At 32.6% G+C, this 25,094-nt stretch carries 24 protein-coding genes; 13 read left to right on the top strand and 11 right to left on the bottom strand.

Annotated elements, in window-relative coordinates; genetic code table 11:
• Nucleotides 1–279, top strand: a 279-nt coding sequence (locus tag BUB89_RS13125) for an OmpA family protein (RefSeq protein ID WP_143161163.1), incomplete at its 5' end; no start/stop codon positions are given.
• Nucleotides 280–369: 90 nt separating this feature from the next.
• Here BUB89_RS13125 and BUB89_RS13120 read toward each other — a convergent pair.
• Nucleotides 370–924 carry a fasciclin domain-containing protein gene (locus BUB89_RS13120; protein WP_073245806.1) on the bottom strand — a complete coding sequence of 185 codons (555 nt, stop codon included), beginning with the start codon at nt 922–924 and terminating at the stop codon, nt 370–372.
• Between the two features lie 458 nt (nt 925–1,382).
• Here BUB89_RS13120 and BUB89_RS13110 point away from each other — a divergent pair, with 458 nt between their 5' ends.
• Together BUB89_RS13110 and BUB89_RS13105 are read left to right on the top strand one after the other, a co-directional pair.
• On the top strand, nt 1,383–1,730 hold the full coding sequence (locus BUB89_RS13110) for a hypothetical protein (protein WP_141384448.1): 348 nt from the start codon (nt 1,383–1,385) through the stop codon (nt 1,728–1,730).
• Nucleotides 1,731–1,816: 86 nt separating this feature from the next.
• Nucleotides 1,817–2,824 carry a TQO small subunit DoxD gene (locus BUB89_RS13105; RefSeq protein WP_073245787.1) on the top strand — a complete coding sequence of 336 codons (1,008 nt, stop codon included), beginning with the start codon at nt 1,817–1,819 and terminating at the stop codon, nt 2,822–2,824.
• Nucleotides 2,825–2,905: 81 nt separating this feature from the next.
• On the opposite strand, the gene BUB89_RS13100 is transcribed toward BUB89_RS13105, so the two are convergent.
• From BUB89_RS13100 to rpsA, 4 genes are all read right to left on the bottom strand, one after another.
• Complete coding sequence (locus tag BUB89_RS13100; RefSeq protein ID WP_073245804.1) at nt 2,906–4,942, bottom strand: OmpA family protein; 2,037 nt, start codon at nt 4,940–4,942, stop codon at nt 2,906–2,908.
• 10 nt (nt 4,943–4,952) lie between these two features.
• Entirely contained in the window at nt 4,953–5,888 is a 936-nt protein-coding gene (locus tag BUB89_RS13095; protein WP_073245785.1) for a PorP/SprF family type IX secretion system membrane protein, read from the bottom strand.
• 33 nt (nt 5,889–5,921) lie between these two features.
• A complete protein-coding gene (locus BUB89_RS13090) occupies nt 5,922–8,081 on the bottom strand; it encodes a T9SS type B sorting domain-containing protein (protein ID WP_073245783.1) in 2,160 nt (719 codons plus the stop codon).
• Nucleotides 8,082–8,316: 235 nt separating this feature from the next.
• On the bottom strand, nt 8,317–10,095 hold the full coding sequence (gene rpsA, locus BUB89_RS13085; RefSeq protein ID WP_073245781.1) for a 30S ribosomal protein S1: 1,779 nt from the start codon (nt 10,093–10,095) through the stop codon (nt 8,317–8,319).
• A gap of 503 nt (nt 10,096–10,598) precedes the next feature.
• Here rpsA and BUB89_RS13080 point away from each other — a divergent pair.
• A complete protein-coding gene (locus BUB89_RS13080) occupies nt 10,599–11,180 on the top strand; it encodes a hypothetical protein (protein ID WP_073245779.1) in 582 nt (193 codons plus the stop codon).
• A 261-nt stretch (nt 11,181–11,441) separates the two neighbouring features.
• Here BUB89_RS13080 and BUB89_RS13075 read toward each other — a convergent pair whose 3' ends face one another.
• A complete protein-coding gene (locus BUB89_RS13075; protein ID WP_073245778.1) occupies nt 11,442–11,831 on the bottom strand; it encodes a GreA/GreB family elongation factor in 390 nt (129 codons plus the stop codon).
• A gap of 650 nt (nt 11,832–12,481) precedes the next feature.
• Between BUB89_RS13075 and BUB89_RS13070 the strand changes: the two genes are divergently transcribed.
• Entirely contained in the window at nt 12,482–12,919 is a 438-nt protein-coding gene (locus tag BUB89_RS13070) for an Hsp20/alpha crystallin family protein (protein WP_073245777.1), read from the top strand.
• Nucleotides 12,920–12,999: 80 nt separating this feature from the next.
• Here the strand turns inward: BUB89_RS13070 and BUB89_RS13065 are convergent, their stop codons facing one another.
• The 3 genes from BUB89_RS13065 to BUB89_RS13055 all read right to left on the bottom strand — a co-directional run bounded on the left by BUB89_RS13065 (nt 13,000) and on the right by BUB89_RS13055 (nt 17,537).
• Complete coding sequence (locus BUB89_RS13065; protein WP_073245775.1) at nt 13,000–14,376, bottom strand: nucleoside permease; 1,377 nt, start codon at nt 14,374–14,376, stop codon at nt 13,000–13,002.
• Between the two features lie 58 nt (nt 14,377–14,434).
• On the bottom strand, nt 14,435–15,127 hold the full coding sequence (gene cmk, locus BUB89_RS13060; RefSeq protein ID WP_073245773.1) for a (d)CMP kinase: 693 nt from the start codon (nt 15,125–15,127) through the stop codon (nt 14,435–14,437).
• A gap of 154 nt (nt 15,128–15,281) precedes the next feature.
• Nucleotides 15,282–17,537 (bottom strand): M1 family metallopeptidase, encoded by a 2,256-nt coding sequence (locus BUB89_RS13055; protein WP_073245771.1) that lies wholly within the window; start codon nt 17,535–17,537, stop codon nt 15,282–15,284.
• 76 nt (nt 17,538–17,613) lie between these two features.
• Between BUB89_RS13055 and BUB89_RS13050 the strand changes: the two genes are divergently transcribed.
• Nucleotides 17,614–18,513 (top strand): aldose 1-epimerase family protein, encoded by a 900-nt coding sequence (locus tag BUB89_RS13050; RefSeq protein ID WP_073245769.1) that lies wholly within the window; start codon nt 17,614–17,616, stop codon nt 18,511–18,513.
• A 137-nt stretch (nt 18,514–18,650) separates the two neighbouring features.
• Nucleotides 18,651–19,205 (top strand): DUF3575 domain-containing protein, encoded by a 555-nt coding sequence (locus tag BUB89_RS13045; RefSeq protein ID WP_073245766.1) that lies wholly within the window; start codon nt 18,651–18,653, stop codon nt 19,203–19,205.
• Here BUB89_RS13045 and BUB89_RS13040 read toward each other — a convergent pair.
• A complete protein-coding gene (locus BUB89_RS13040) occupies nt 19,200–19,433 on the bottom strand; it encodes a VF530 family protein (protein WP_073245764.1) in 234 nt (77 codons plus the stop codon). The genes BUB89_RS13045 and BUB89_RS13040 overlap by 6 nt on opposite strands.
• A gap of 69 nt (nt 19,434–19,502) precedes the next feature.
• On the opposite strand from BUB89_RS13040, the gene smpB reads away from it, so the two are divergent.
• Together smpB and BUB89_RS13030 are read left to right on the top strand one after the other, a co-directional pair.
• Nucleotides 19,503–19,958 carry an SsrA-binding protein SmpB gene (smpB, locus tag BUB89_RS13035; RefSeq protein ID WP_073245762.1) on the top strand — a complete coding sequence of 152 codons (456 nt, stop codon included), beginning with the start codon at nt 19,503–19,505 and terminating at the stop codon, nt 19,956–19,958.
• 80 nt (nt 19,959–20,038) lie between these two features.
• Nucleotides 20,039–21,088 (top strand): Fic family protein, encoded by a 1,050-nt coding sequence (locus BUB89_RS13030; protein WP_073245760.1) that lies wholly within the window; start codon nt 20,039–20,041, stop codon nt 21,086–21,088.
• Between the two features lie 38 nt (nt 21,089–21,126).
• Here BUB89_RS13030 and BUB89_RS13025 read toward each other — a convergent pair whose 3' ends face one another.
• The gene (locus tag BUB89_RS13025) at nt 21,127–21,768 is read right to left on the bottom strand and encodes a protein-L-isoaspartate(D-aspartate) O-methyltransferase (protein ID WP_073245758.1); all 642 of its coding nucleotides are present in this window, start codon (nt 21,766–21,768) and stop codon (nt 21,127–21,129) included.
• A gap of 122 nt (nt 21,769–21,890) precedes the next feature.
• Between BUB89_RS13025 and BUB89_RS13020 the strand changes: the two genes are divergently transcribed.
• The 4 genes from BUB89_RS13020 to BUB89_RS13005 all read left to right on the top strand — a co-directional run bounded on the left by BUB89_RS13020 (nt 21,891) and on the right by BUB89_RS13005 (nt 25,002).
• The gene (locus BUB89_RS13020; protein WP_073245756.1) at nt 21,891–22,856 is read left to right on the top strand and encodes a Gfo/Idh/MocA family protein; all 966 of its coding nucleotides are present in this window, start codon (nt 21,891–21,893) and stop codon (nt 22,854–22,856) included.
• Nucleotides 22,857–22,944: 88 nt separating this feature from the next.
• On the top strand, nt 22,945–23,832 hold the full coding sequence (locus tag BUB89_RS13015; RefSeq protein WP_073245754.1) for a 3-hydroxyacyl-CoA dehydrogenase family protein: 888 nt from the start codon (nt 22,945–22,947) through the stop codon (nt 23,830–23,832).
• Between the two features lie 27 nt (nt 23,833–23,859).
• Complete coding sequence (locus BUB89_RS13010; protein WP_073245752.1) at nt 23,860–24,534, top strand: YggS family pyridoxal phosphate-dependent enzyme; 675 nt, start codon at nt 23,860–23,862, stop codon at nt 24,532–24,534.
• 99 nt (nt 24,535–24,633) lie between these two features.
• Complete coding sequence (locus tag BUB89_RS13005; protein ID WP_073245750.1) at nt 24,634–25,002, top strand: four helix bundle protein; 369 nt, start codon at nt 24,634–24,636, stop codon at nt 25,000–25,002.
• The last annotated feature ends 92 nt before the right edge of the window (nt 25,003–25,094 follow it).

Below are 25,094 nucleotides of genomic sequence, written 5' to 3'. Positions count from 1 at the left end.
AAAATATTAGATGTTTTGAATCAATATCCTAATATGAAACTTGATATTCGCTCGCATACTGATAGCCGTGCTTCCTTTAAATACAACGAAGCTTTATCTGACAGAAGAGCTAAATCAACTATTAGCTGGTTAGTTCAAAACGGCATTAATGCAAATCGATTAACAGGTAAAGGATATGGGGAAAGCCAGCTGGTAAACAAATGTACGGACAACGTAAAATGTACCGAAGAAGAACACCAAATGAATCGTAGAAGTGAATTTATTATTACGGATTTGTAATCCAAATATTCTTTAATATCAAAAAACCCATCTCGTTTTTTAGAACGAAGATGGGTTTTTCTTTTTAACAATTAATCTATTAACAAACAACTATGATTTTGGTAACAAAACAGCATTTACAACATGAATTACACCATTAGATTGATTTACATCAGCAATTGTAACCTGAGACATTCCTCCTTTTTCATCTGTAACATATAATTTTTTTCCTTTCATCCAGGCTGTCAAAGTTCCGCCACTCACTGTTTTTAGAGTCGCTTTTCCATTTCCGGCTTTAATTGCTTTTGCAATATCAGATGCATTCATTTTTCCAGAGACTACATGATAAGTCAAAATAGTTTGCAGCATTTTTTTGTTTTCCGGTTTTAATAAAGTTTCTACAGTTCCTTTTGGTAATTTATCAAAAGCGGCATTTGTTGGGGCAAAAACGGTGAACGGTCCTTTTCCTTGTAAAGTTTCTACTAAATCGGCTGCTTTTACTGCAGCAACCAGAGTAGTATGATCTTTAGAGTTAACAGCATTTTCAATAATATTTTTAGTTGGATACATTGGTGCTCCGCCAACCGTTACTGCTTTTTGAGCGAAAGAAGTGACTCCAAATACTAATGCAAAAAATGCTACTGATAAAAATTTTCTGGTTTTCATAATGTATATTTTAAAGTTATATAAAGTCATTTACGACAATGTCTTCGATATGGTTTTAAAACAAATAAAAAATAAATCACTTTTTCAATTAAACACTATATATCAATCATTTACATCTGTTTATTTTTTTCTTAAAATAAAAAAAACAGTTCTAAAAACAAGAAACTGGGCTTTATGAGATAGGGTAACCTTAATTTTTAATGTGATTTTAGCTAGTGTAAAGATTTAATTAGTTTTCATTGTTTTCAATAGCAAATGCAACCTTCTCTTTTTATGAAAATTAAAACAAATAATACACTTGGAAAAAAGCAAAACAATAAAAATAAATTTCCTGCAAATAAACAAACTGAATTTCGTCTCAGAAAATTTACTGTTTCTGTCTCAATGTTTAACTATATTTGTAGATTAACAAAAATTATTAGAACAACCAAAGGCAAAGAATTAACAAAATGAAAAGAATGGTCAGATATATTTTTAAAAAAGCAATCATCATTTTGATGACTTTTTTTGTTTGTCTGCCGTGTTCTGCAAAAAAAGAATTCAAACAAATATTAGAAATTCCATTTTCTGATTTAGAGGCTTCGGAAAAACCAAATAAAAATTCGATTTGCCAAACCTTTACAAAATCAGAAAAGACAAAACTTTCTACTTCTAATCATAAAAAAAGTTTACAAAAATGGAATTACAATTGTGATTTAACTGTAATTCTTCACAAGACTTTATCTCTTCATTTCAATCCTTTTTTAAACTTTCAAATTGCTTCATCAGTACCTATTTACATATTGCATGAACAATACCTGATTTGATTTTTAATATAAATTTTCAATGCTTCAATAAGACTTTTATTGGAGTTTTCTGTATTTCATTTAATTAAATTTCAATTCAAATAACTATGAATAATCAATCATATACCGGAATGTTTACCACAGCATTACGCTGGGTAGCTGGCTGGACTTACTTTTCTGCTTTCTGGAGAAGACTATTATTAGAAAACAAACTCAATCCTGAAGAAGCAGGATATATTGGCGAAAAATTCAATCATTTCTTACCCAATGCACTTGGTATTAAACCTATTATTGAACATCTTGTTTCAAATCCTGACCTTCTTTGGTGGGCAATGATTTCCTTTACTATCATTGAGGGTATTGTTGGGTTATTTTTTATGCTTGGACTATTTACCCGATTGATGAGTATTGGTGTATTTAGCTTGGCCTTGGGAATTTTATTAGGTTCAGGATGGCTAGGAACAACGTGTTTAGATGAATGGCAAATAGGTGTTTTAGGAGTAGCCGCAGGATTTACTATTTTTCTTTCTGGTGGAGGAAAATATTCCCTTGACAACTATTTTATAAGGAAAAATAAAAGTTATACTTTAAAAAAATGGTTTCACTTCGCAGCATCAGGAACATTGCCTTTAGAAGAAAAAGTAATGAACCGAATTGTTCTGGTTGGCTCCCTTTTTATTTTAACACTAACCCTATTCACTAACCAATATTTTCATGGTGGCGTATATGGCAAATTACACAATCTTTCTGTTCGTCCCCATGTGAGTATCAGCAATCTTCAACTTCAAGATCAAACTTTATTATTTACTGTATTTAGAGATGAGGGAGCAGATGTGTATGGTTCTTTTCTAATTGGCATAAAACTGATAGATGAAAAAGGAAATACCGTTTTTGAGCAAACACAAAACCAACTTTCAAAACTGAGTTTAGCACAAATTAAAAATGCTTATGTAGCAAAAGTAAAACCTGGAAAACACAGCTTAATCCTTCCCTTAGGAGCAAAAGCAATATTGAGTTTTCAACAAAATGAATTTAAATATTTAAAAGGAAAATATACGCTGGAATTACTGGATATTAGCGGTGCAAAATGGCAAGAAAGTCTTTTTGTAAACTAAATATTTCTATTTTTTTATAAAAAAAGGTTTTCGAAAAATAGTATTTCGAAAACCTTTTTTACTACCTATAAAATGATTCTATTATAAATTTTTAATCACAAATTCACTTCTTCTGTTTAATTCATGCTGTTCTTCGGTACAGGATTCACTTGGCTGGCATTTTACAATCTGAACCGTTTCTCCATAACCTCGGGCAAAAATTCTTTTCTTATCAATACCCTGACTCAGGAAATACTCTCGGGTTGAATTAGCTCTCTGAGTTGATAAATCTAAATTATATTTATCATTTCCGCGATTATCAGTGTGTGAGCCTATTTCTACGACCATTTCCGGGTATTTTTTCATTAATTCGATTACTCGGTTCAAAATAGGTTTAGACTCTTTTCGAATATACCATAAATCATAATCAAAGTAAATAGGATCAGTTTTAATCAGTAATCGCTCTTTATCCTTAACAATATCTTTTTCGGCAGCAACGATAGCAGCGATCTTCTCTTTTTTCTTGGTTTCGGCATCTGCCAGCTGTTGCTTTTTCTTTTGTTGCTCAATCGCAAGTTCCTCTTCCTTAACAACTTTTATTGATTTTAAAGCCATCGAAGCATCATTTACTTTCTTTCTATCTTTATACAATTTCAGAAACTTTGAATCATTAGTATATTCTTCTTTAGACGCATATACGGTATAACTTTTTTCACAAGCTACTGAAAAAGAAAAACGTCCATCAGCAGTGGTAAAAGCGGATTCTATTTCTTTTTTATTAGCATCCTGCAAACTTACTTTTGCTTTTTCTAACGGAAGTTTAGTAGTAACATCAGTAATAATTCCTGAAATATATTGCATGCAATTTTCAACTACCAGTGGCTGGATTTCGCTTATTTCGTAAATATCATCTCCGCCTTTTCCGCCTTTTCTATTCGAAGCAAAATAACCGTGTTGTATATCTGAATCTATTACAAATGAAAAATCATCATATCCTGAATTTACTGGTAAACCAACGTTTACTGGCTTAACAAACTCGTTATTTTTTATTTCAGAAACAAAAACATCCATAAAGCCATAACCTGCATGACCATTCGAAGAAAAATACAATTTGTTATCTTTCGAAATAAACGGAAACTGTTCTTTTTTATCCGTATTAATTGTGGATCCAAGATTTTTTGGCGTACCATAATCGGAACCTAAAATGGGTACACTGTAAATATCAAAAGAACCTATTGAACCCGGCATATCTGAAGCAAAATACAATGTTTTTTCATCCGTACTCAATGCTGGATGTTCTACAGAGTAATTATCACTGTTAAACGGTAAAGCGGTTATATTTCGCCATTTTCCATCAACTAATTCGGCTTTAAAAATTTGAAGTACCGAAACTTTATTTTCGTTTTTAACTCTTACCCCATCTTTAGAATTATTGCGTGTAAAATACATTGTTTTTCCGTTTTTTGTAAAAACAGCATTCGATTCATGCAAAGGAGAATCTAATTCGACAGCAAACTTTTTAATGGAATCAACATTCATATTCTTAAGCGAAACCGACATTAAATCTAAATAACTCTCATTATTCCATTTATATACTTTTTCGAATGTAAACGGTTTTCTTTTTACAGCTGCAAAGACTAGTTTGTTTCCTAAGAGAACAGCTCCAAATTCTGAATTATGCGTGTTGATATTCAAATTTTTAATATCAAATCGATTGCCTAAAGCCGAGATGTTTTCCAGAATCAGATTGTCTTTTTCAAGATTCTCAATCGTTTTTTGGTTATTGGTACTTAAATAATAATCCCGCATTACCTTATTGGCTTCGTCATAATTTCCGGAAGCTTTCAGCGTTTGTGAATATTTAAAATAATATTCAGCATCAGCTGCTTCGGGAAACATCGAAATCAAAAAACGATATTGTCGCTGAGCATTCGCATAATCATTGGTATAATAATAGCTGTCTGCTAAGTTTTTTACTACTTCAAAGGAGCGATTTTGATCTATAATCCTTTCATACACCGGAATGGCTTCGCTATAATATGTTCTTTCGAATAAGCGTTTGGCTCTTTGTAAATCCTGTGTTTGTGCCTGAGCAAATTGTAGTGTGAATACAATTAAAATAAGGTATATTCTTTTCATTGCTGTCATATTAAAAGAATCTAGGTGATTTATCATATCCTTTGCCTAAAAGATCGATATTAAACAAAACAAAAACTTCATGGGTACCGGAATTGAACTGCCCTAAATTAGAAGTGGTATAGTCATAAGCATAACCTACATTAATCCCTGGTGAAACTTTAATGCTCATCAAAGCGCTTACAGCATCATCAAATCGATAGGCCGCGCCTAATTCAAACTTTTCATTAAATAATACATTAGCCGAAACATCTAAGGAAACCGCTGAACCGGCAACAATTTTAGACATAAAAGCAGGCTTTAATTTAAAAGTATCTGATAAATTAAAAACATAACCTCCGGTGAAAAACATGTGGATTTTTTCAGAACCAAAAGCATTGATCCCGGAGCGCTCTTCAATATGTTTTGATGAAAGTAAATTAGGTGTTGATAAACCCAGATAGTAATGATCTGTAAAATAATAAGCTCCTACCCCTATATTTGGGAAAATAGTATTAATATTTTCTTCAAAAGCAGGATCTGTTGATGAGTCACCAGTTTCAAATTGAAAACCGTTAAAATTAGTTTTAAACGAAGTAAAACCCGCTTTTAATCCAAATGATAATTTGGCTGTAGTATTCAAATCTAAAACATAGGCAAAATCAGCATAGAAATTATCTTCTTTTTTTGCTCCGTCGCCAATGTCGTCAGAGATTAATGAAAACCCCATTTCTACTTTTTTAGTTAACGAAGTATGTCCAAAAAAATTGAAGGTTTTAGGAGCTCCTTCCATTCCTGCCCATTGCGAACGATATAAAACTCCAAAATCTAACATTGCCTGTGTACCGGTTGCATAAGCCGGATTGACAATATTCATATTATACATATAATGAGTGTATTCAGGATCTTGTTGTGCTGATGCTTTTATTATAAATAATAAAAAGCTTATGATAAGTATTTTTCTTTTCATTAGAAATTTAATTTTTAGTGTAACAAAAATCAACTATCGGTTTAAGTATAGTCTTCCCTGAAGTGGTTTTCTATTTCCTTTATTAGGATGCAGAATATAAAAGTAAACTCCGTTAGGAGCTACTCCGTCAATTCCCACTTTATAATCCGAATTTTTACCGTCCCATGCCGGTTTATCTTTATTCCCTTTAAAAAGTAAATTTCCGTAGCGGTTATAGATTTCTAATGCAAAATCAGGATAAAGGAATTCAATTTGCGGAATTCTGAAAGTATCATTTCTGCTATCTCCATTTGGTGAAAACCCATCCGGAATAAAAACAGTACAGTTCTCAAGTGCGAAAGAAGTCGTGTTATTATCTAAAACAACTGCAATACAAGCATTCGAATCATTGACTAAAGAATGGAGTGTAAAATTTGTAGTTCCTGAATTTGCTAAAAGTTCCATAGGAATTATAAAGCTGGCTTCTCCTGAGCTAACTTCGGCGCTAATTGTTTGATTTGAAGCCATATTTGCTCCAGTCAATGAATAATTAAAAGTAACATTAGTTATATCACCCAACCCTGACAACTGAACGACTGTATCTCCTTCTAAACATTCATTCTCAATGCTCAAAGAAATTTCTGAAACATCCGGTGTGGCATTAATTGTAAATATTTTTGATAAACTTACAGCACTAGTACAGCCTGTAGTCCTGTTTACAATATTAGTGATAGTAAAAACCGTATTGGTTCCTGTATTAGGAATTAAATTAGCCGGTATGGCAAAATTTGCAACGCCATTTACAGCCGTAAAATCTATTTGTTGATTTGCAGCTGTATTATCACCCGAAAGACTGTACGTAATTCTATAACCTCCATTTGCTAAATTAGTATCTCCCGAGATTACAACTGCGGCATCATAACCACTACAAATTGGTTCAATTGTAACAGTAGCAGTATTAATTTTAGGCAAAGGAGAAATAGTCAACACATCAGAAATGATTCCTAAAAGATTCGTACAAATTCTACGACTTTCTGTTCGGACAATGTTTGTAATAGTAAAAGTATAACTACCTATAGCCGGAAGATTTACTTTATCAATATCAAAAACAAAATCGCCATTCACAAATTCATCATTTACTGAAAAAGATCTTGTAGTTGTACCATCAAAAAGACTGTAGGTAACAATATAATTCCCCGGAGGAATATTTTGAGGTCCTTTAGTCAACGTGGCTGTATAAGTAGCTGTAGCTATTTTGTCTTCACAAATATCCGAATTAACAACTAAGGTGCTTCCTCTAAAATCCAATGGATCTTCGATAATAATTTGAACTCTGGTTTCTGAAAAAGTACAAATAGGATTAGACGATAAAACCTTATATACAAAACTATAAACTCCGGCTCCAAAGTTATTGTAGATGTTTTCTACATTAATTCTGTTATCAGCAGTAGATGTTAACTCATTTGTACCGGACAAGTCAGTCCATCTTCCGCCAGTATCTTCTCCTGCGAGTCTGTCATTCAAATTGAGGTTGCTATGCACACTTAGATCATCGGTACTACAAAGCAATAAATTAGATGGTGCTCCGGAATCAGGTTTTTCAAAAATAGATACTGAAACTGTAGCTGATTGCTCCGGACAGGTATCTACAGCAGCAATTGTATATGTGTACAGATAAGTTCCTATACCTAAAACATTTGGTTTAATTGTGTTTCCCACTAAAGAAGCTGGATTGCTAATAGCTGTCCATACACCATTTTGCTGTGGTCCCAGTTGAGTTCCGTCAAATGCCTGAAACAAATTAAACAATTCATCATCATCACAGGCAGTAACATTAGGACTGGGAATACCTGCATATGGTCCAATTTTGAGAGTAACTGTAGCCGTATTAATTGTACAACTTGAAGGATCCTGAACATAAGTATAGGTATAAATACCGCTATTACGTAAAGTTTGAACATTTACAAATCCATTAAAAGTACTTTCTTCTAATGGCTTGGAGTTATCAATCCAAGTTCCGCCTGTTGCAGGACTTCCTCCTAAAAGACTAAAAAGATTAATACTGCTATTAGCAGGATCCTGAATATTACAAATAGTTACGCTATTGTCTTCTCCAGCACATTGCGAATAACTATTTGTGGATAAAAAAAACAAAAAAAGAAAAGAACATTTTATAAAATTGGCTTTTATAAAAGAAAGTAATTTTACTATCATACAGTACTTTTTAGGGTTAGATTTGGGGTAAAGTAAAGCTAATGTAAGAAATAAAGTAGTAAGAATATCAAAAAAAATCGACAAAATACATCAAAAACGTTCTACATCTTATTTTGAGAAAACTATTTCTAAAATAAGATATAAATTCTTTCAGTTTTGAAATTACCCGAAAATTAGTTCAAAAAAAAAGGTCCCGCAAATTGCGGGACCTTTCAATTATAAAAAAGTTTGAGAATTATTTTTTCTCTGATTTTTCCATTTTAGCTTTCAATGCAGCTAATACATCATTGTTATCTCCTAAAGTTGCAGCTGGTGCATTAGTAGTAGAAGCAGATGAAGTATTTTCAGTTGCAGCTTTCACATTTTTCTCTTCTTCTTCACGGAAGATAGCTGTGTGAGAAGCAACTACTCTTTTGAATTCTTTGTTGAATTCAATTACTTTGAAATCAGCAGATTCACCTTTTTTCAATTTCTTTCCGTCTTCTTTTTCAAGGTGACGAGTAGGAATGAAAGCAACGATATCATCTCCAAATTCTACAGTAGCTCCTTTGTCAACAATTTCAGAGATTTCTCCGTTGTGGATAGTTCCCACTGCGAAAGAATCTTCGTATTGATCCCAAGGATTAGCAGTAGTTTGTTTGTGACCTAAAGATAATTTACGTCCGTCAACATCTAATTCTAATACAACTACGTCTAATTTTTCACCAACATTTACAAATTCAGATGGGTGTTTGATTTTCTTAGTCCAAGACAAGTCAGAGATGTAGATTAATCCATCAATTCCTTCTTCTAATTCTACGAAAATACCAAAGTTTGTAAAGTTTCTAACGATACCTGTATGTTTAGAACCTACCGGGTATTTAGAAGTAATATCAGTCCAAGGATCCTGAGATAATTGTTTGATACCTAATGACATCTTACGATCGTCTCTGTCTAAAGTTAAGATTTGAGCTTCAACAACATCACCTACTTTTACGAAATCCTGAGCAGAACGTAAATGAGTAGACCATGACATTTCAGAAACGTGGATTAAACCTTCAACACCTTCAGCAACTTCGATGAAAGCTCCGTAATCAGCAATAACAACTACTTTACCGGAAACTTTATCACCAATAGTTAAGTTAGCATCTAATGCATCCCATGGGTGAGCGTTTAATTGTTTCAATCCTAATTGAATTCTTGTTTTCTCATCATCAAAATCAAGGATTACAACGTTCAGTTTTTGATCTAATTCAAGAACTTCAGATGGGTGGTTGATTCTTGACCAAGAAAGGTCAGTAATGTGGATTAATCCGTCAACACCACCTAAGTCAATAAATACACCATAAGAAGTAATGTTTTTAACAACACCTTCTAATACTTGTCCTTTTTGTAATTGACCGATGATTTCTTTTTTCTGTACTTCAATATCAGCCTCGATAAGCGCTTTGTGAGATACAACAACATTTTTGAATTCGTGGTTAATTTTTACCACTTTGAATTCCATAGTTTTATTTACATAAACATCGTAGTCTCTAATTGGCTTAACATCAATTTGAGATCCTGGTAAGAACGCTTCAATTCCAAAAACGTCAACGATCATACCACCTTTAGTTCTGCATTTAACGAAACCATTAACGATTTCTCCTGTTTCATTAGCTGCAATAACTCTATCCCAAGATTTAATAGTACGTGCTTTACGGTGAGATAATACTAACTGACCTGTTTTGTCCTCACGGATGTCAATTAATACCTCAACTTTGTCACCTACTTTTAAGTTTGGATTGTAACGGAATTCATTTAAAGAAATAACACCTTCAGACTTAGCATTGATATCAACGATAACGTCTCTATCAGTAATTCTAACTACAACTCCTTCAACTACTTCTTCCTGGTCAGTAGAGATGAAAGTTTTAGATACTAGTTCTTCAAACTCTAATAAGTTTTTTTCATCTACTGCATCAATACCTTCTTCAAAGTTGTGCCAGTTAAAATTTGCTAAAAACTCTTCTTGTGATTTAATTTGTTCAGACATGCTGATAAAATATTTGTATTCTGCATTCTCTCGAGTTTCTTAATGTGATAGAAAACAACAGAAGTTGTTTGTATAATTAGTTGATACCTAAAGGAAACTCTTATTCACCAAAAGGTGTGCAAAATTAATTCTTTTTTACGAAACTACAAAACAAATCCCGCTGATAATCACCACTAAACCCAAACTCTACGCCATTTATACACTTTTTTTCTTTTTCAACAGCACAATGAGTTGGTTTTCAAAGCACTTCCCTCCTGCTGTCCGCTCTATCTCTTGTCTCGTCCCAAAAGACGAGACAAGAGGATGCCGCTGCCATCAGGGCTATTTAGTTCGTTTTATTTTCAAAATACATTTTGTAAAGATATTTTGATATATTTGAAAACAAATACTGACGTTTATCAGACAAAGCTAGCCAATTTTGGGCCGATAGGTATGATAAAATCAGGCCTATCTACAAGTTAGTGATAATTTTACAAGATAAGCAGTTTAAACAAGAACAATAAATGGACGAAATATTTCTGACAATAATTTTAATTTTAGTAGTTCTGATTCCTACTGCTTTTTGTATTTGGTTAGTGTATATTTTATATTCAATCCCAGCCAAAAGCGGACAAAAGAAACTTGGAATATTTCTTTCTTCAATAGTTGGATTATTTTTTATTTATATAGCTGTAAGTATGATATTTGAAGATGAATTATTTTCAAAAAATGAAGCCGAAAATTTATTAGCTGAACAAAATATTACTTTAAATAATGATTTTGAACTTCTCGAAAATAAATCAATGTCAGCAATCGGCGATTACTACCATACATTTACTTTAAAAATTACTGCGGAAGATAAAATAAAGATAATTAACGAAATTAAGAGCTCTAAAAATTTCAATCTAGATTCTAAAATTGAGAATTATTTTGACAATCGAGAGGATTATTACAATGGCCCTAAAAGAATTAAAAATTATGAAACTGAAAAGCAATTCGTAAGAGAACTTTTTGAACCGCAAGGAAAAGGAAATGCACCAACTTGGAGAAAAATAGAAGTTGACAAAAATGAGAATACACTAACATTTGAAGATATTGCTGAATAAAAAACTACCCGATAGCGCGGATTTGCAATCCGTGCCGGTAAAAATGAGCAAATAGAAATACTTTGTCGAGCCACTTACGGAGTTCCCTCATTCTTCGGAAAGACAAGTTTGCGGCTAAGAATACTTTAACACAAGAGCGAGAAAGTTCTTTTCGTGCCCGCATTTATAATTAATTTTTTTTTAAAGTATATTTACAATACAAAAGCCGCCTGTTTCAATATAGAAACAGGCGGCTTTTTTTAATTTAATATGTAATTTGAATTATACTAATCGCTCAACATTTACAATTTCTAATTCCTTTTGTTCAGTATTAAAATTCCAGTGAATTACATCGCCTATTTTACATCCAACTAGAGCCAAACCAATGGTACTTAAAATAGATTCGGTATTATTGCGTCTTTTTGCACGATCAGGTGCTACAAGAGTATATATTTCCTCCTGATTTGTAGTTTTATTTTTAACTGTAACTTTTGTATCAATTGTTACCACGTCTAAAGGCAAATTTTTTCGTGTAACCTGTTTTGCTTTTTTTAATTGATTTTTTAAAACTTCTTCTTCTTCAACAGTTACTTTTTTTCTTCTAACATGATCTTTAATCAAATCATAAATACCTGTTGTTAATACAATTTCTTGTTCTGCAGCTTGAATCATTTTTTGTTCTTTTTATATCAATACTTAAAGCTTCATTGAATAGTACCCAAAATTATTCCTCCCCTATACTTTCGAATTGGAAAAGAACAACAATAAATCAGCTTAGTAATGATTGATGAATTATTAATTTATAAAGAAATAGGAAAAATTCCCTGCCTTGGGCGGACAGGGCTTACTTTATAAACTCTTTAGAACATTTTAAGAATGAGTCGTCATGCAAATAGAACAATATAAATAACTGCCCTATTGCAACGGTAATGATTGAATAAAAAAATGAGAAATCCATAGTCTTTTCAATTGAAACAGCAAGCTACAAATTATAAAGGGAACAACCACTTCTTTTAACAATTTGAAAACAATTAAAGCAGTAACTAGACAAGTGAAAAAAACAAGATATCGATATTCCTAAATTTAGAATCTGCTAAGTGTCCTCATGAAGCAAATTTTATAGAAGTAATTTAAAACACTGACTTTTAAACCATTTAAAAACTGAAAAATTGACATTTCATTCTTAAAAATTAATAAAATTTTCAGAATCAAAAAGACATAAAAAAAGCCAACAACTAACGTATTGTCAGTATTTTGCAAATGGTATTTTCTTTGCTGTTACACTATAAAAATATTGTTTAACTTAAAATTTTATTATTATTATGACACTTGTTAGATATCAAAATCAATGGCCTGGTTTATTTGACAGATTTTTTAATAATGATTTCGAAGGTTGGAATAGAAATAATTTTTCAATGACCAACACTACTCTACCTAATTTAAATATTAAAGAAACGAAAGATTCTTTTTTAGTAGAAGTAGCTGCTCCCGGTTTTGAAAAATCAGATTTCAAAATTGAACTGAATAATGATTTATTAACAATCTCTTCAGAAAAAAAAGTAAACAATGAACTCAAAGACGGAGAAAGAATTACCAAACAGGAATTTAGCTACCAGTCTTTCAGTCGCTCCTTTACGCTTCCTGAACATGTGGATGAAGAAAAAATTTCGGCTAAATATGAAAACGGAATTTTATTTATCGATATTCCTAAAAAAGAAGAAGCGAAACCAAAGCCTCCAAAACTTATCAGTATCAAATAAACCAAACTGTTAGCTAAAAACAAAAAATGAGTTAGGAATTACCTAACTCATTTTTTATAGGATTACGTTTAAAAGTATCTTTAATGCTTGTAATTTTCAATCACCTTCGGATCGTGTTTGTGCTTAAACAAAATGCCAAAAGCCACGGCAATTATCAAAGCATACAAAGCAAATGTCAACCAAATGGTTTGCCAGTCTTTCATAAAAACAGCCTGACTTAAAACTCCGTCTGTATCAATTTTTATATTCTGATTTTTAAGAAAATCAATCATCAACACATTTGACGGTTCCGTTTTTAAGAAACCGGCTAATTCTGTAGTATTCGTAAATGATTTGGTAAAAAAACGATCTATTGCCCATCCTGAAGTAAAACTCCCTATCACAGCACCAAAACCATTCGTCATCATCATAAACATTCCCTGAGCAGAAGCCCGGTTTTTAGAATCGGTATTGGTTTCTACAAATAAAGAACCTGAAACATTAAAAAAATCAAATGCCATTCCGTAAACAATACAAGACATAATAATAAGCCACAAGCCATCCAGCGGATTTCCAAATGCAAAAAAAGCAAAACGCAATACCCAGGCCATCATACTGATTAACATTACTGTTTTTATCCCAAAACGTTTCAGGAAAAAAGGAATTGCCAGTATAAATAAAGTTTCGGATACCTGAGAAACAGACATAATGATGGTGGAATATTTCACAACAAATGAATTTGCATATCTAGGAAAATATTTAAATTCATCTAAGAAAATATCTCCGTAGGCATTCGTAAGCTGTAATGTACTGCCCAGAAACATCGAGAAGATAAAAAACAAAGCCATTTTATAATCGGCAAATAACTTAAAAGCACCTAAACCCAGTATATCCACTGTAGAAGCATTTTCTTTTATCAGTCTTTGCGGTTTGCTTTCCGGTAAAGTAAAAGCATAAATACCTAATATTACCGCTACAATTCCGGCTATGTAAAACTGATAAGCAGTTGCTTTATTACCGGTTAGATTAGTTATCCACATCGCGGCAATAAAACCAATAGTTCCATAAACCCTGATGGGCGGAAAATCTTTTACAATGTCGCTTTTATTAAGGAGTAGTCCATTATAAGAAACAGAATTACACAATGAAATAGTGGGCATATAAAAACACATTGCCAGTAAAATAACATATATAAAAGTGGTGGAGTTAGTTACTATGGGCAAACAAAACAACACTGCTGCATACAGTAAATGAAGTATTCCGTATAATTTTTCGGCATTTACCCATCTGTCAGCGATTATTCCTGTTAGTGTAGGCATGAATAACGAAGCGATTCCCATGGTACTAAAAACTAAACCAAATTGAGTACCATCCCAGTTTTTTGTTCCAAACCAGTAATTTGCAATTGTAATTAACCAGGCTCCCCAAACAAAGAACTGGAGAAAACTCATTAACGCTAGCCTAAATTTAATACTCATTTGAAAGAATTTTGATATTTATAAAATTCCGAAAATCAAATACTGGTTTTTACAACAATCAACTCCTAAGAATTTCATTTACTACCTCTAAAACCAAATCAAACTGCTCTGCACGTGTCAGATTAGAATTGTCTATTTCTACCGCATCATCAGCTTTTGCTAAGGGCGAATTACTCCTATGAGTATCAATATAATCGCGCTCTACTACATTATTAAAAACTTCTTCAAAAGTAACGGTATCCCCTTTTTGAAGCAATTCGTCATAGCGTCTCTGAGCACGGGTTTGAGCACTGGCTGTCATGAATATTTTAAGTTCAGCTTCCGGAAAAACAACCGTTCCTATATCCCTTCCATCCATCACAATACCTTTGTCCTTCCCCATTTCCTGCTGTTGCTCGACTAATTTAGTGCGAACTTCTGTAATCTCAGCTACTTTACTCACAAAACCGGAAACTTCAAAACTTCGGATTTGTTTTTCTACGTTTTCACCATTCAGATACATTTCGGCAAAACCCAATTCGGCATTAAACTTAAATTGCAAACGAATTGTTGGCAAACTTTTTATTAAAGATTCTTTATCAAAAAAATCATTATTAATATATCCTTTTTGCATCGAAAAGAAAGCAATTGCACGGTACATTGCTCCCGTATCTATAAATACATACCCTAAATGTTTTGCCAGTTGTTTTGCCAAAGTACTTTTGCCGGTAGAAGAAAATCCGTCAATTGCAATTATAATTTTTTTATCCAAAATGAAGTTATTGAAATTATTAAGTAAATAAAAAGCAATAAAAGTACATTTTTTTAGCCTTAGCAAGCAAAGATTCCGGGGATATAATTTAGAAAAAACAAAAACGGCTACTGAATGTTTTCAATAGCCGCTTAGGTTAACAATTTGATTACAATTATTTATCTTTTGTAAAAGGAATTTTTCTGGTTTCACTTACAATCATATCAAATCCCGTTTTGTCTTCGTTGAACTGAAATTTCAAACCGGCACGTTTAGATTCAAAAAAATCTTTACCTATAGGACTTAATGAAAATTCCGGATAATCAGTAATTTCAACATTTAAAAGAGTATTTTTCTCTGTAATTACAATTTTAATAGGCATTCTGGAATTAGAATAACTTCCTAAATAAGGATCTAAAATAATATCTTTCTCAATTATTCCCTTGTCAGAAGTCCAGCTGTTATTGGCCCCATTAATATCAGGAAAAACATGATTCGGATCCAACGTTATACTTTCTATTTCTTCTGTCGAATGGTGTTTAAAAGTCCACTGCACATTTTTTTGCCAAACCTCTACAGGCAGTTTAACGCGCTCTGTTTTTCCGCTTTTTGTTTTGATGTCCATAATCACCGGCATTGGCATTTTTTCAAAATTCTCAATGGTAATTAAAACACCGTTTTTAGGATCATTTTTAATGTATTTTATCGCATTAACGCCCTGATCAAATTGCCAGTTGTATTGAAACCATCCTCTCCAGAACCAACTTAAATCTTCACCGCCTACATTTTCCATTGTTCTGAAAAAATCATCCGGTGTAGGATGCTTAAAAGCCCATCGTTCTACATATGTTCTAAAAGCTCTGTCAAAGCGATCTTCACCTAAAATTTGTTCTCTTAGTATAACTAATCCCGCACTGGGCTTGGAATAACATAAAGTACCAATGTTTGCTTCTTTCATATTATCCGGTGAACTCATCATGGTTTCTAAATCGGCTCTTGTATAAGTAGACGCACTCTCATGCATGTCTTCTTTTTCACCTTTATACTCGCCATTATTAAAATCAACATCACTCAATGTATTAATAAAAGAGTTAAATCCCTCATCCATCCAGGCAAATAAACGTTCATTAGAACCTACAACCATCGGAAACCAGTTATGTCCAAATTCATGATCAGTAACTCCCCACAGGCTTTTCCCTTTAGCTTTCCATCCACAAAAAACAATTCCCGGATATTCCATTCCTCCTTCATTCCCTGCTACATTTGTCGCTACAGGATAAGTATATTCCAGCCATCTTTTAGAATAATTCTCTATCGAATGTTTTACATATTCTGTAGAACGTCCCCAGGCTTCGTTTCCTGCACTTTCTTCCGGATAAGCAGATAAGGCTAATGCTTTTTTTCCGCTTGGTAAATTAATTTTGGCTCCATCTAAAATAAAAGCTGCCGAAGATGCCCATGAAACATCACGAGCGCTATTCAACTTATAATGCCAGGTTTTAGTAGTTGAAGCCGGAGCTTTAGCCGCTACTACATCTTCAACAGAATGAATCATCACTGTCTGGTCACTTTCTTTAGCCTGATTGAATCGTTTGAATCCTTCTGATGAATACACTTCTTTTGGATTTAATAATTCTCCGGAACAAACTACAATATGATTGGACGGAACGGTAAGAGAAATATCAAAATCACCATATTCTAAATAAAACTCTGAAGCACCCAGATAAGGATTTGTATTCCAGCCTCTAATGTCATCATACACACACATACGCGGATACCATTGCGCTATAGTAAATATTTTTCCGTTTTTAGTTTCCAGCACTCCTGTTCTATCCGAGCCTTCATTAGGAGAAATATAGGAAAACTCTATTTTGAATTCTACTTTTCCTCCTTTAGATTTTAAGGTTTCAGGTAAAAAAATCTGCATACGGGTATCGCTAATCAGATATTTAGCCTCTAAATCTTTAACTTTCTTATTATCGATTTTAATTATTTTAACCGATTTAATTTTATGACCTCCATCAAAAATTTGTCCTTGTTTTCCGTTTCTACTTCCGGTTACAGGTACAATTGCTTCACCACGGGAATCTTCTTTAAATAAGTTTTGATCTAAATTTAGCCATAAAAACGACATTTCATCCGTACTATTATTGGTATAAGTAATAATATCAGTACCTGTGATTTCATTTGTTTTTTCATTTAAACTGGCTGTCAGTATGTAATCGGCACGATTTTGCCAGTATGCAACTCCTGGTTTTCCACTTGCTGAACGTGTACTTGTTCCATTTTTAGTATAAAAAAACGGAGCAAAAGCATCGTGGTAATCATAGTTAGATTTTTGCTTTAAAATGGTAGTTTCCTGAGCTGTTAGAGCGCTTGCCCCTAAAAAAAGAGCTATTTGAAAGATAACTCCCAATCGAATGTTTTTCATATATTTTCAATTTGAAACAAATTAATAAAAAAAATTACACATTACTTTAATATAATTTAAGGTTTAATTAAAATTTATGAAATATATTTATGCGGACTTAACTTATTTAAAAAAATACGCTTTGATTACAACAATTTCTAATTCCGAACTTACAGCAAAAATAAATCATAAAGGAGCAGAATTATGCTCTTTAAAATCTAATTCAACCAGTAAAGAATACATCTGGGAAGGGAATCCTGAATACTGGGGAAAACATTCACCTGTATTATTTCCTATTGTGGGAACACTTAAAAACAATTCTTTTAAAATTGGAAATTCTCAATATAATTTATCCAGACATGGCTTTGCAAGAGATTTAGTATTCGAATTAACAGATAAAAAAGAAGACAAGGCTGTTTTTTCGATTCAATCAACAACTGAAACCTTAAAAGTTTATCCTTTTGAATTTGAATTACAAATTATTTACACTCTTGAAGGTCCAAGTCTGAACATTGAATACAAAGTAATTAACCGAAGTAAATCTAAAATGCCTTTCTCCATCGGGGCACACCCTGCTTTTGCATTAGAAGGAAATTTCGAAAACTATGCAATTGCTTTCGAAAAAGACGAACCTTTGGTTTATAATCTTTTAGAGAATGATTTAATTTCAGACAAAACGGAAACAATCGAAAAACAGGATGATTTAGTAGCAATAAATTATGCTTTATTCGAAAATGATGCACTTATATTTAAAAATCTGAAATCAAAAAGCTTAACTATAGTAAAAAACAAAACGACGTTACTTGAAGTTGCTTATAATGGATTTCCGCATTTAGGAATCTGGACTAAGCAAGACGCTCCGTTTATTTGTATCGAACCTTGGTATGGTTACTCAGATACAAATGATGCTACAGGGAATATTTTTGAAAAAGAAGGCATTCAAATAATAGAAGCTAATGAAGTTTTTGATTCAAAATTCAGTATTGCGATTTTTTAAAATTAATAATTGTAAAATTACTATTTAATACCCGTATCCTAATTAATATAATTATAGTAAATACTTTACAGCTAAAAAACATATATTTGCGTAGCTAACTGGCATTTTACATCAAAAATGCCAGGCTATGAACGACTATGAAAAAACTCACTCTCTCTGTCATTATTTTATTATTTTCGATAACACTACAAAGTCAGACTTATATTAAAATTAACGGATTATCCGCTTTAGTGGGAGTACCACAAGTAGGAATAGAAACAAGCATTGGAGCCAAATCTACCCTGAGTATTGATGTTTTTGCGTCATTCTGGAAATCTTTTGATGGAAAACCCATGCAGGCAGTCATGTTAACACCGGAATACCGCTACCATTTTAAAGAAAAATACAATGGTTTGTATGTAGGTGCTCATACCGGACCTGATGCTTATAAATTACAGAAATGGAATTACTGGGGAACTAATAAATATGAAAAAGGTTTGGGTTACCGGATAGGTGCCACCATTGGTTATCAAAAAAAATTAAGCGATAAATTAACATTAGATGCTTTCTTAGGAGGTGGATGGCATCAGGGATTTTACAAAGGATATTATACTGATGGAACGCCCGGAAGATATGAATCAGCTACAAAGTATAATAAAAGCGGGGAATGGCTTCCTTATAGAGGTGGTATTATGATTTCTTATAAGTTATAAAGAATCAAATTTAGATAAAGAGTTCACATACAGCTGCTCCACTTTTTTTCTGGCCCAATCTGTTTTTCTTAAAAAAGTCAAACTTGATTTTATGCTTGGATTTTCAGTGAAACATTTAATTTTTATTAATTCGCCTAAAGTGTCAAAACCATAAAAATCTACTAATTTTTCTAATATTACTTTTAATGTTACTCCGTGAAGCGGGTCATTTGATGTTTGTTTTTCCATAAAGCAAATTTATACCAATTTCATTAAAAAATTGTGGAATTTTAGTAATTGTTCTACATTTGCAATCCTATGCTAAAAACTGTCAACATACTTAACAAAAGAGCTCGATTTGATTATGAAATAATCGAAAAATTCACTGCCGGAATTGTTCTTGCAGGAACAGAAATCAAATCTATCCGTTTGGGAAAAGCAAATATTACCGAAAGTTTTTGTGAATTTAGCGGTACTGAACTCTTTGCTATCAACACTTACATAGAAGAATATTCTTTTGGTAACCAATTTAACCATAAATCCAGAAGCGAAAGAAAATTGCTTTTAAACAAGCGAGAATTAAAAAGTCTTGCCCGAAGTGTACAGGCCAAAGGTCTTACGATTATCCCCTTGCGCTTGTTTACAAATGAAAAAGGCATTGCAAAACTGGAAATTGGACTTTGCAAAGGAAAGAAAAACTACGACAAACGGGAATCTTTAAAAGATCAGGACACCAAACGTGACTTAGACCGTATCAAAAAAGCTTTTAATTAATAGTTATTTTTTTTTAGAGTAAGTTTGAATAATCGAATTTAAATGACTAAATTTGTCATGACATTTAAATTCAATTAAAAATGAAAACATTACTTAAAAATGCCCGTGAAAAAAAAGGACTCAAAACAAGAGAACTGGCTCATTTACTTGAGATTGATCAGGCACTGGTAAGTAAATTTGAAAGTGGCACACGCAAACCTACTAAAGAACAAATTCTAAAACTGGCAAACCTGCTGGAAATAGATTATGAAACCTTAATGGTAGCCTGGCTCAAAGAGAAAATTCTTTACGAAATAGGTGATGATAATCTGGCTTTGAAAGCTTTAAAAGTCGCAGAAGATGAAATAAAATTAAACAAAAAATCTTCGGGAAAATTAACTTCAAAAACATTGCAGAGCGTTTTAGATGAAATTAATATTTTAAAATCAAAATTAGATCAATATCGTCAATATGACAGCTATAGAATATCTCAGGCGTTAGAATTAGAGTATACCTTTGAAAGCAATAGAATAGAAGGAAATACACTTACACTTCGCGAAACTGATTTAGTAATCAATGAAGGATTAACTATTTCCGGTAAAAGCATGAGAGAACATCTGGAAGCGATAAATCATCAGGAAGCAATTGCTTACATTAAACATTTGATGGAGAAAAAAACCGTTATTAACGAGCGGGAAGTTTTATCTATTCATAATTTAATTTTGAGAGGAATCCATCCCGAAGATGCCGGAAGATATCGAAAAGTTCAGGTGATGATTAAAGGAAGTACTTACATGCCTCCGCAACCCTATATGGTTGCTAAAGATATGGAAGACTTTTTTATATGGTATGAAACTCATAAAAACAGCCTTCATCCTGTAGTTCTTGCCGCTGAAATGCATGAGCGTTTAGTTACAATTCATCCATTTATTGATGGAAACGGAAGAACTTCACGCTTAATTATGAATTTAATTTTATTGCAACACGGTTATGTCATTGCAAATATAAAAGGAGATTATGAAAATAGAATGCAGTATTATCAATCCCTTGAAACAGCACAAGTTCACAGTAACAAGGAAGATTTTTTACTGTTTATTGCTCAGATAGAAAAAGAGAGTCTAGAACGTTATATTACTATTATTGCTCCATAAAAAAACCATTCGGTGTCAAATCCGAATGGTTTTTAATTTTAATTTTTATCTTCTAATAAAGGTACGAATCTAAATTCGCCCAATTCGTGTTTTTCAAACTGTGTTTCGTTTTTTCTGATAAGCAGCGTCATTACCTGAACATCTTCTCCCAGCGGAATTACTAACCTGCCTCCTATTTTTAGCTGAGCCATTAAGGGTTTAGGTATAATCGGTGCTCCGGCAGTCACAATAATACCATCAAAAGGACCATAAGTAGGCAATCCTTTATATCCGTCACCAAAGGTGAGATGTTTAGGCCTGATTCCTAATTTAGGTAATAAAGCCGATGTTTGTTTAAACAATTCATTTTGTCTTTCTATACTGTACACTTTAGCACCCATCATGCACAAAACAGCGGTCTGGTAGCCGGAACCGGTACCTATTTCTAATATTTTATGGTCTTTTTTTATTTCCAGTAACTGCGATTGAAATGCTACCGTATAAGGTTGTGAAATGGTTTGTCCGGCACCAATAGGGAATGCTTTATCCTGATAGGCATAATCTTCAAAACTGGAATTCAAAAAAAGGTGTCTTGGGATTTTTTTTATCGCATCAAGTACTTTTAAATCAGTAATTCCTTTTTGCTGCAAAGTGCTTACTAATTGATTGCGAAGTCCTTGATGTTTTGCTGTATCTTTCAATGCGTGGAGTTTATTTTTTGGTAAAAATAGCAGTAAAAATTCCAAAATCCAAAATCCAAAATCCAAATCAATTATTCTATATTTTAATTTGAATTTCCTATTTTTGTTAAAAATACATTATCATGCTAAAAGTAGGAGTTTTAGGTGCCGGTCATCTGGGAAAAATTCATTTGCGTTTATTACAACAATCTGAAAAATATGAATTAGTTGGTTTTTATGATGAAAATCAGGAATACGCTCAAAAAATTTCAAAAGAATTTGGATACACAAACTTCAATACTATTGCTAAATTAATTCACGCTGTAGATGTAATTGATATTGTTACTCCTACCCTTTCACATTATAAATGTGCCAGAGCAGCAATCAAATCAGGAAAACATGTTTTTATAGAAAAACCTATTTCCAACACTATTGAAGAAGCCGAAGAAATTATTGCTTTAGCAAATGAATATAGCGTAAAAGGACAAGTAGGACATGTTGAACGCTTTAACCCTGCTTTCATTGCTACTAAAAGCATGATCGAAAACCCTATGTTTATAGAAACGCATCGCTTGGCCGAATTCAATCCGCGTGGTACCGATGTTCCTGTAGTTTTAGACTTGATGATTCACGATATTGATGTGATTTTAAGTGTGGTAAAATCTAAAGTAAAAAACATTAGTGCCAGTGGTGTCTCCGTAATCAGTGATACTCCGGATATTGCCAATGCCAGAATCGAATTTGAAAATGGCTGTGTTGCTAATTTAACTTCGAGTAGAATTTCGATGAAAAACATGCGAAAAACCCGTTTTTTCCAAAAAGATGCTTATATATCCGTTGACTTCTTAGAAAAAAAATGTGAAGTAGTAAAAATGAAAGACGCTCCGGAAGTTCCCGGTGATTTTGATATGATTTTACAAAATGCCGAAGGAGTAAAAAAGCAAATCTATTTTTCGAATCCTGACGTACAACAAAATAACGCTATCTTAGAAGAATTAGAAACTTTTGCAGATGCTATTGTTAATAATACAACACCAATTGTAACTTTAGATCAGGCAACAGAAGCTTTAAGAGTAGCACATCAAATTATAGCTTGTTTTAAGAAATAATTTTAAAAATAAAAAAATAAGTTAGCCACGAAATCACGAAGCAATTGGTGAATTCGTGGCTAAAATATAAATATCAATTTTTACAAAAATGAAAATAGTAGCAGTAATCGGTGCAGGAACTATGGGTAACGGAATTGCTCATACTTTTGCCCAAAACGGTTTTACCGTAAAATTGATTGATGTTTCCGAAGAAGCTTTGGAAAAAGGAATGACTACTATTTTTAGCAACCTGGACAGAATGCTGGCTAAAGGAAGCATCACTGCCGAGGACAAAATGAAAACCATCACCAATATTATTTGCTATACTGATATTGAAGACGGAGTTGTAGGTGCTGATTTAGTGATTGAAGCTGCAACCGAAAATCTGGATTTAAAACTGAGAATATTTAGGAAGTTGAACGAATATTGTTCGCACAACACCATTTTTGCAACCAATACTTCTTCTATTTCTATTACTCAAATTGCAGCTGCGGTAGCACATCCGGAACGGGTTATTGGGATGCATTTTATGAATCCTGTTCCCATAATGCCATTGGTGGAAGTGATTCGCGGATACAATACCAGCGATGAAGTCACACAGTTTATAATGGCATTAGCTGGAAAATTAGGAAAAACAGCTGTAGAAGTTAATGACTATCCCGGATTTGTAGCCAATAGAATCCTGATGCCCATGATTAATGAAGCCATCGAAACCTTATACAACAAAGTCGCCGGAGTGAGCGAAATTGATAATGTCATGAAATTAGGTATGGCACACCCAATGGGACCATTACAATTGGCTGATTTTATTGGTTTAGATGTGTGTCTTTCAATAATGAATGTGATGTACGAAGGCTTTAAAAATCCTAAATATGCTCCTTGCCCACTTTTAGTGAACATGGTAAATGCTAAAAAATTAGGTGTGAAATCAGGCGAAGGATTTTATGATTATTCAGAAAATAAAAAAGCCGAAAAAGTTGCTAAACAGTTTCTTTAATAATTTTAATTAAACAAAAAGTTTAAAATGTCCATACAATCAAATTTACAAAATATAAAATCTTCTCTTCCTGATCATGTAACGCTGGTAGCAGTTTCTAAAACAAAACCCGTTGCTGATTTAATGGAAGCTTATAATGCAGGTCAACGAATTTTTGGTGAAAACAAAATTCAGGAAATGACTGAAAAATGGGAACAAATGCCCAAAGATATTCAATGGCACATGATTGGACATGTTCAAACCAATAAAGTAAAATTTATGGCAGAATACGTGAGTTTGATTCATGGCGTAGATAGTTTGAAATTATTACAAGAAATCAATAAACAAGCTCAAAAACACCATCGTGTAATTGATTGTTTGCTTCAAATGCACATTGCCGAAGAAGAAACTAAATTTGGTTTGGACGAAAAAGAACTACATGAGATTTTTGATTTTATTCAGAACAATGAAGGAAGCATGAAAAACATTCGTATTTTGGGATTGATGGGAATGGCTACTTTTACGGATAACCAGGAGCAAATCAGGAAAGAATTTACTCATTTGAAATCTATTTTTGATACTCATCAAAATCTGAAATCTGAAATCTGTAATCTACAATCTCTTTCAATGGGTATGTCCGGCGATTATAAAGTAGCTATTGAGTGTGGCAGTACGATGATTCGTGTAGGAAGCAGTATCTTTGGAAATCGTAATTATCAATAGCAATGACAATGACAATGACAATGACAATGGCAATGACAATGGCAATGACAATGGCAATGACAATGACAAATTCAATAACTCTGAATAACAATTAATAAAATGGAACTCAACGAACCTAATTTTGATAAAATATACAATTTAGAAGACAGATTAGTTCGTTTTGCTGGAGAAAGTATTTTCTTTGTTAGAAAATTAGAGAAAACATTTGAATTGGATTATTATAAAAATCAATTAATTAGATCATCCGGAAGTGCTGCCCTCAATTATGGTGAAGCACAAGGAACAATAACAAGCAATGATTTTATTTTTAAAGTTTCATTGACGGTAAAAGAATTGAAAGAATCCAGAAATTCATTAAAAATTCTAGATTATATAAAAGCTGGAGATCCAGAAGAAAAAAAATGGCTTTTGACGGAAGTTGAAGAACTTATCGCAATTGCTTCAAAAATGATAAACAATAAGAAATAGTTCAATTGCAATTACAATAACAAATTTCAATTTTAAGAATTGTTATTGATTTATCTTAATTGAGATTGCAATTGATTATTGAACTTGACATT

The organism is Flavobacterium flevense (genome assembly GCF_900142775.1).
Taxonomy (GTDB): domain Bacteria; phylum Bacteroidota; class Bacteroidia; order Flavobacteriales; family Flavobacteriaceae; genus Flavobacterium; species Flavobacterium flevense.
This window is presented reverse-complemented; position numbering and strand designations above follow the sequence as displayed.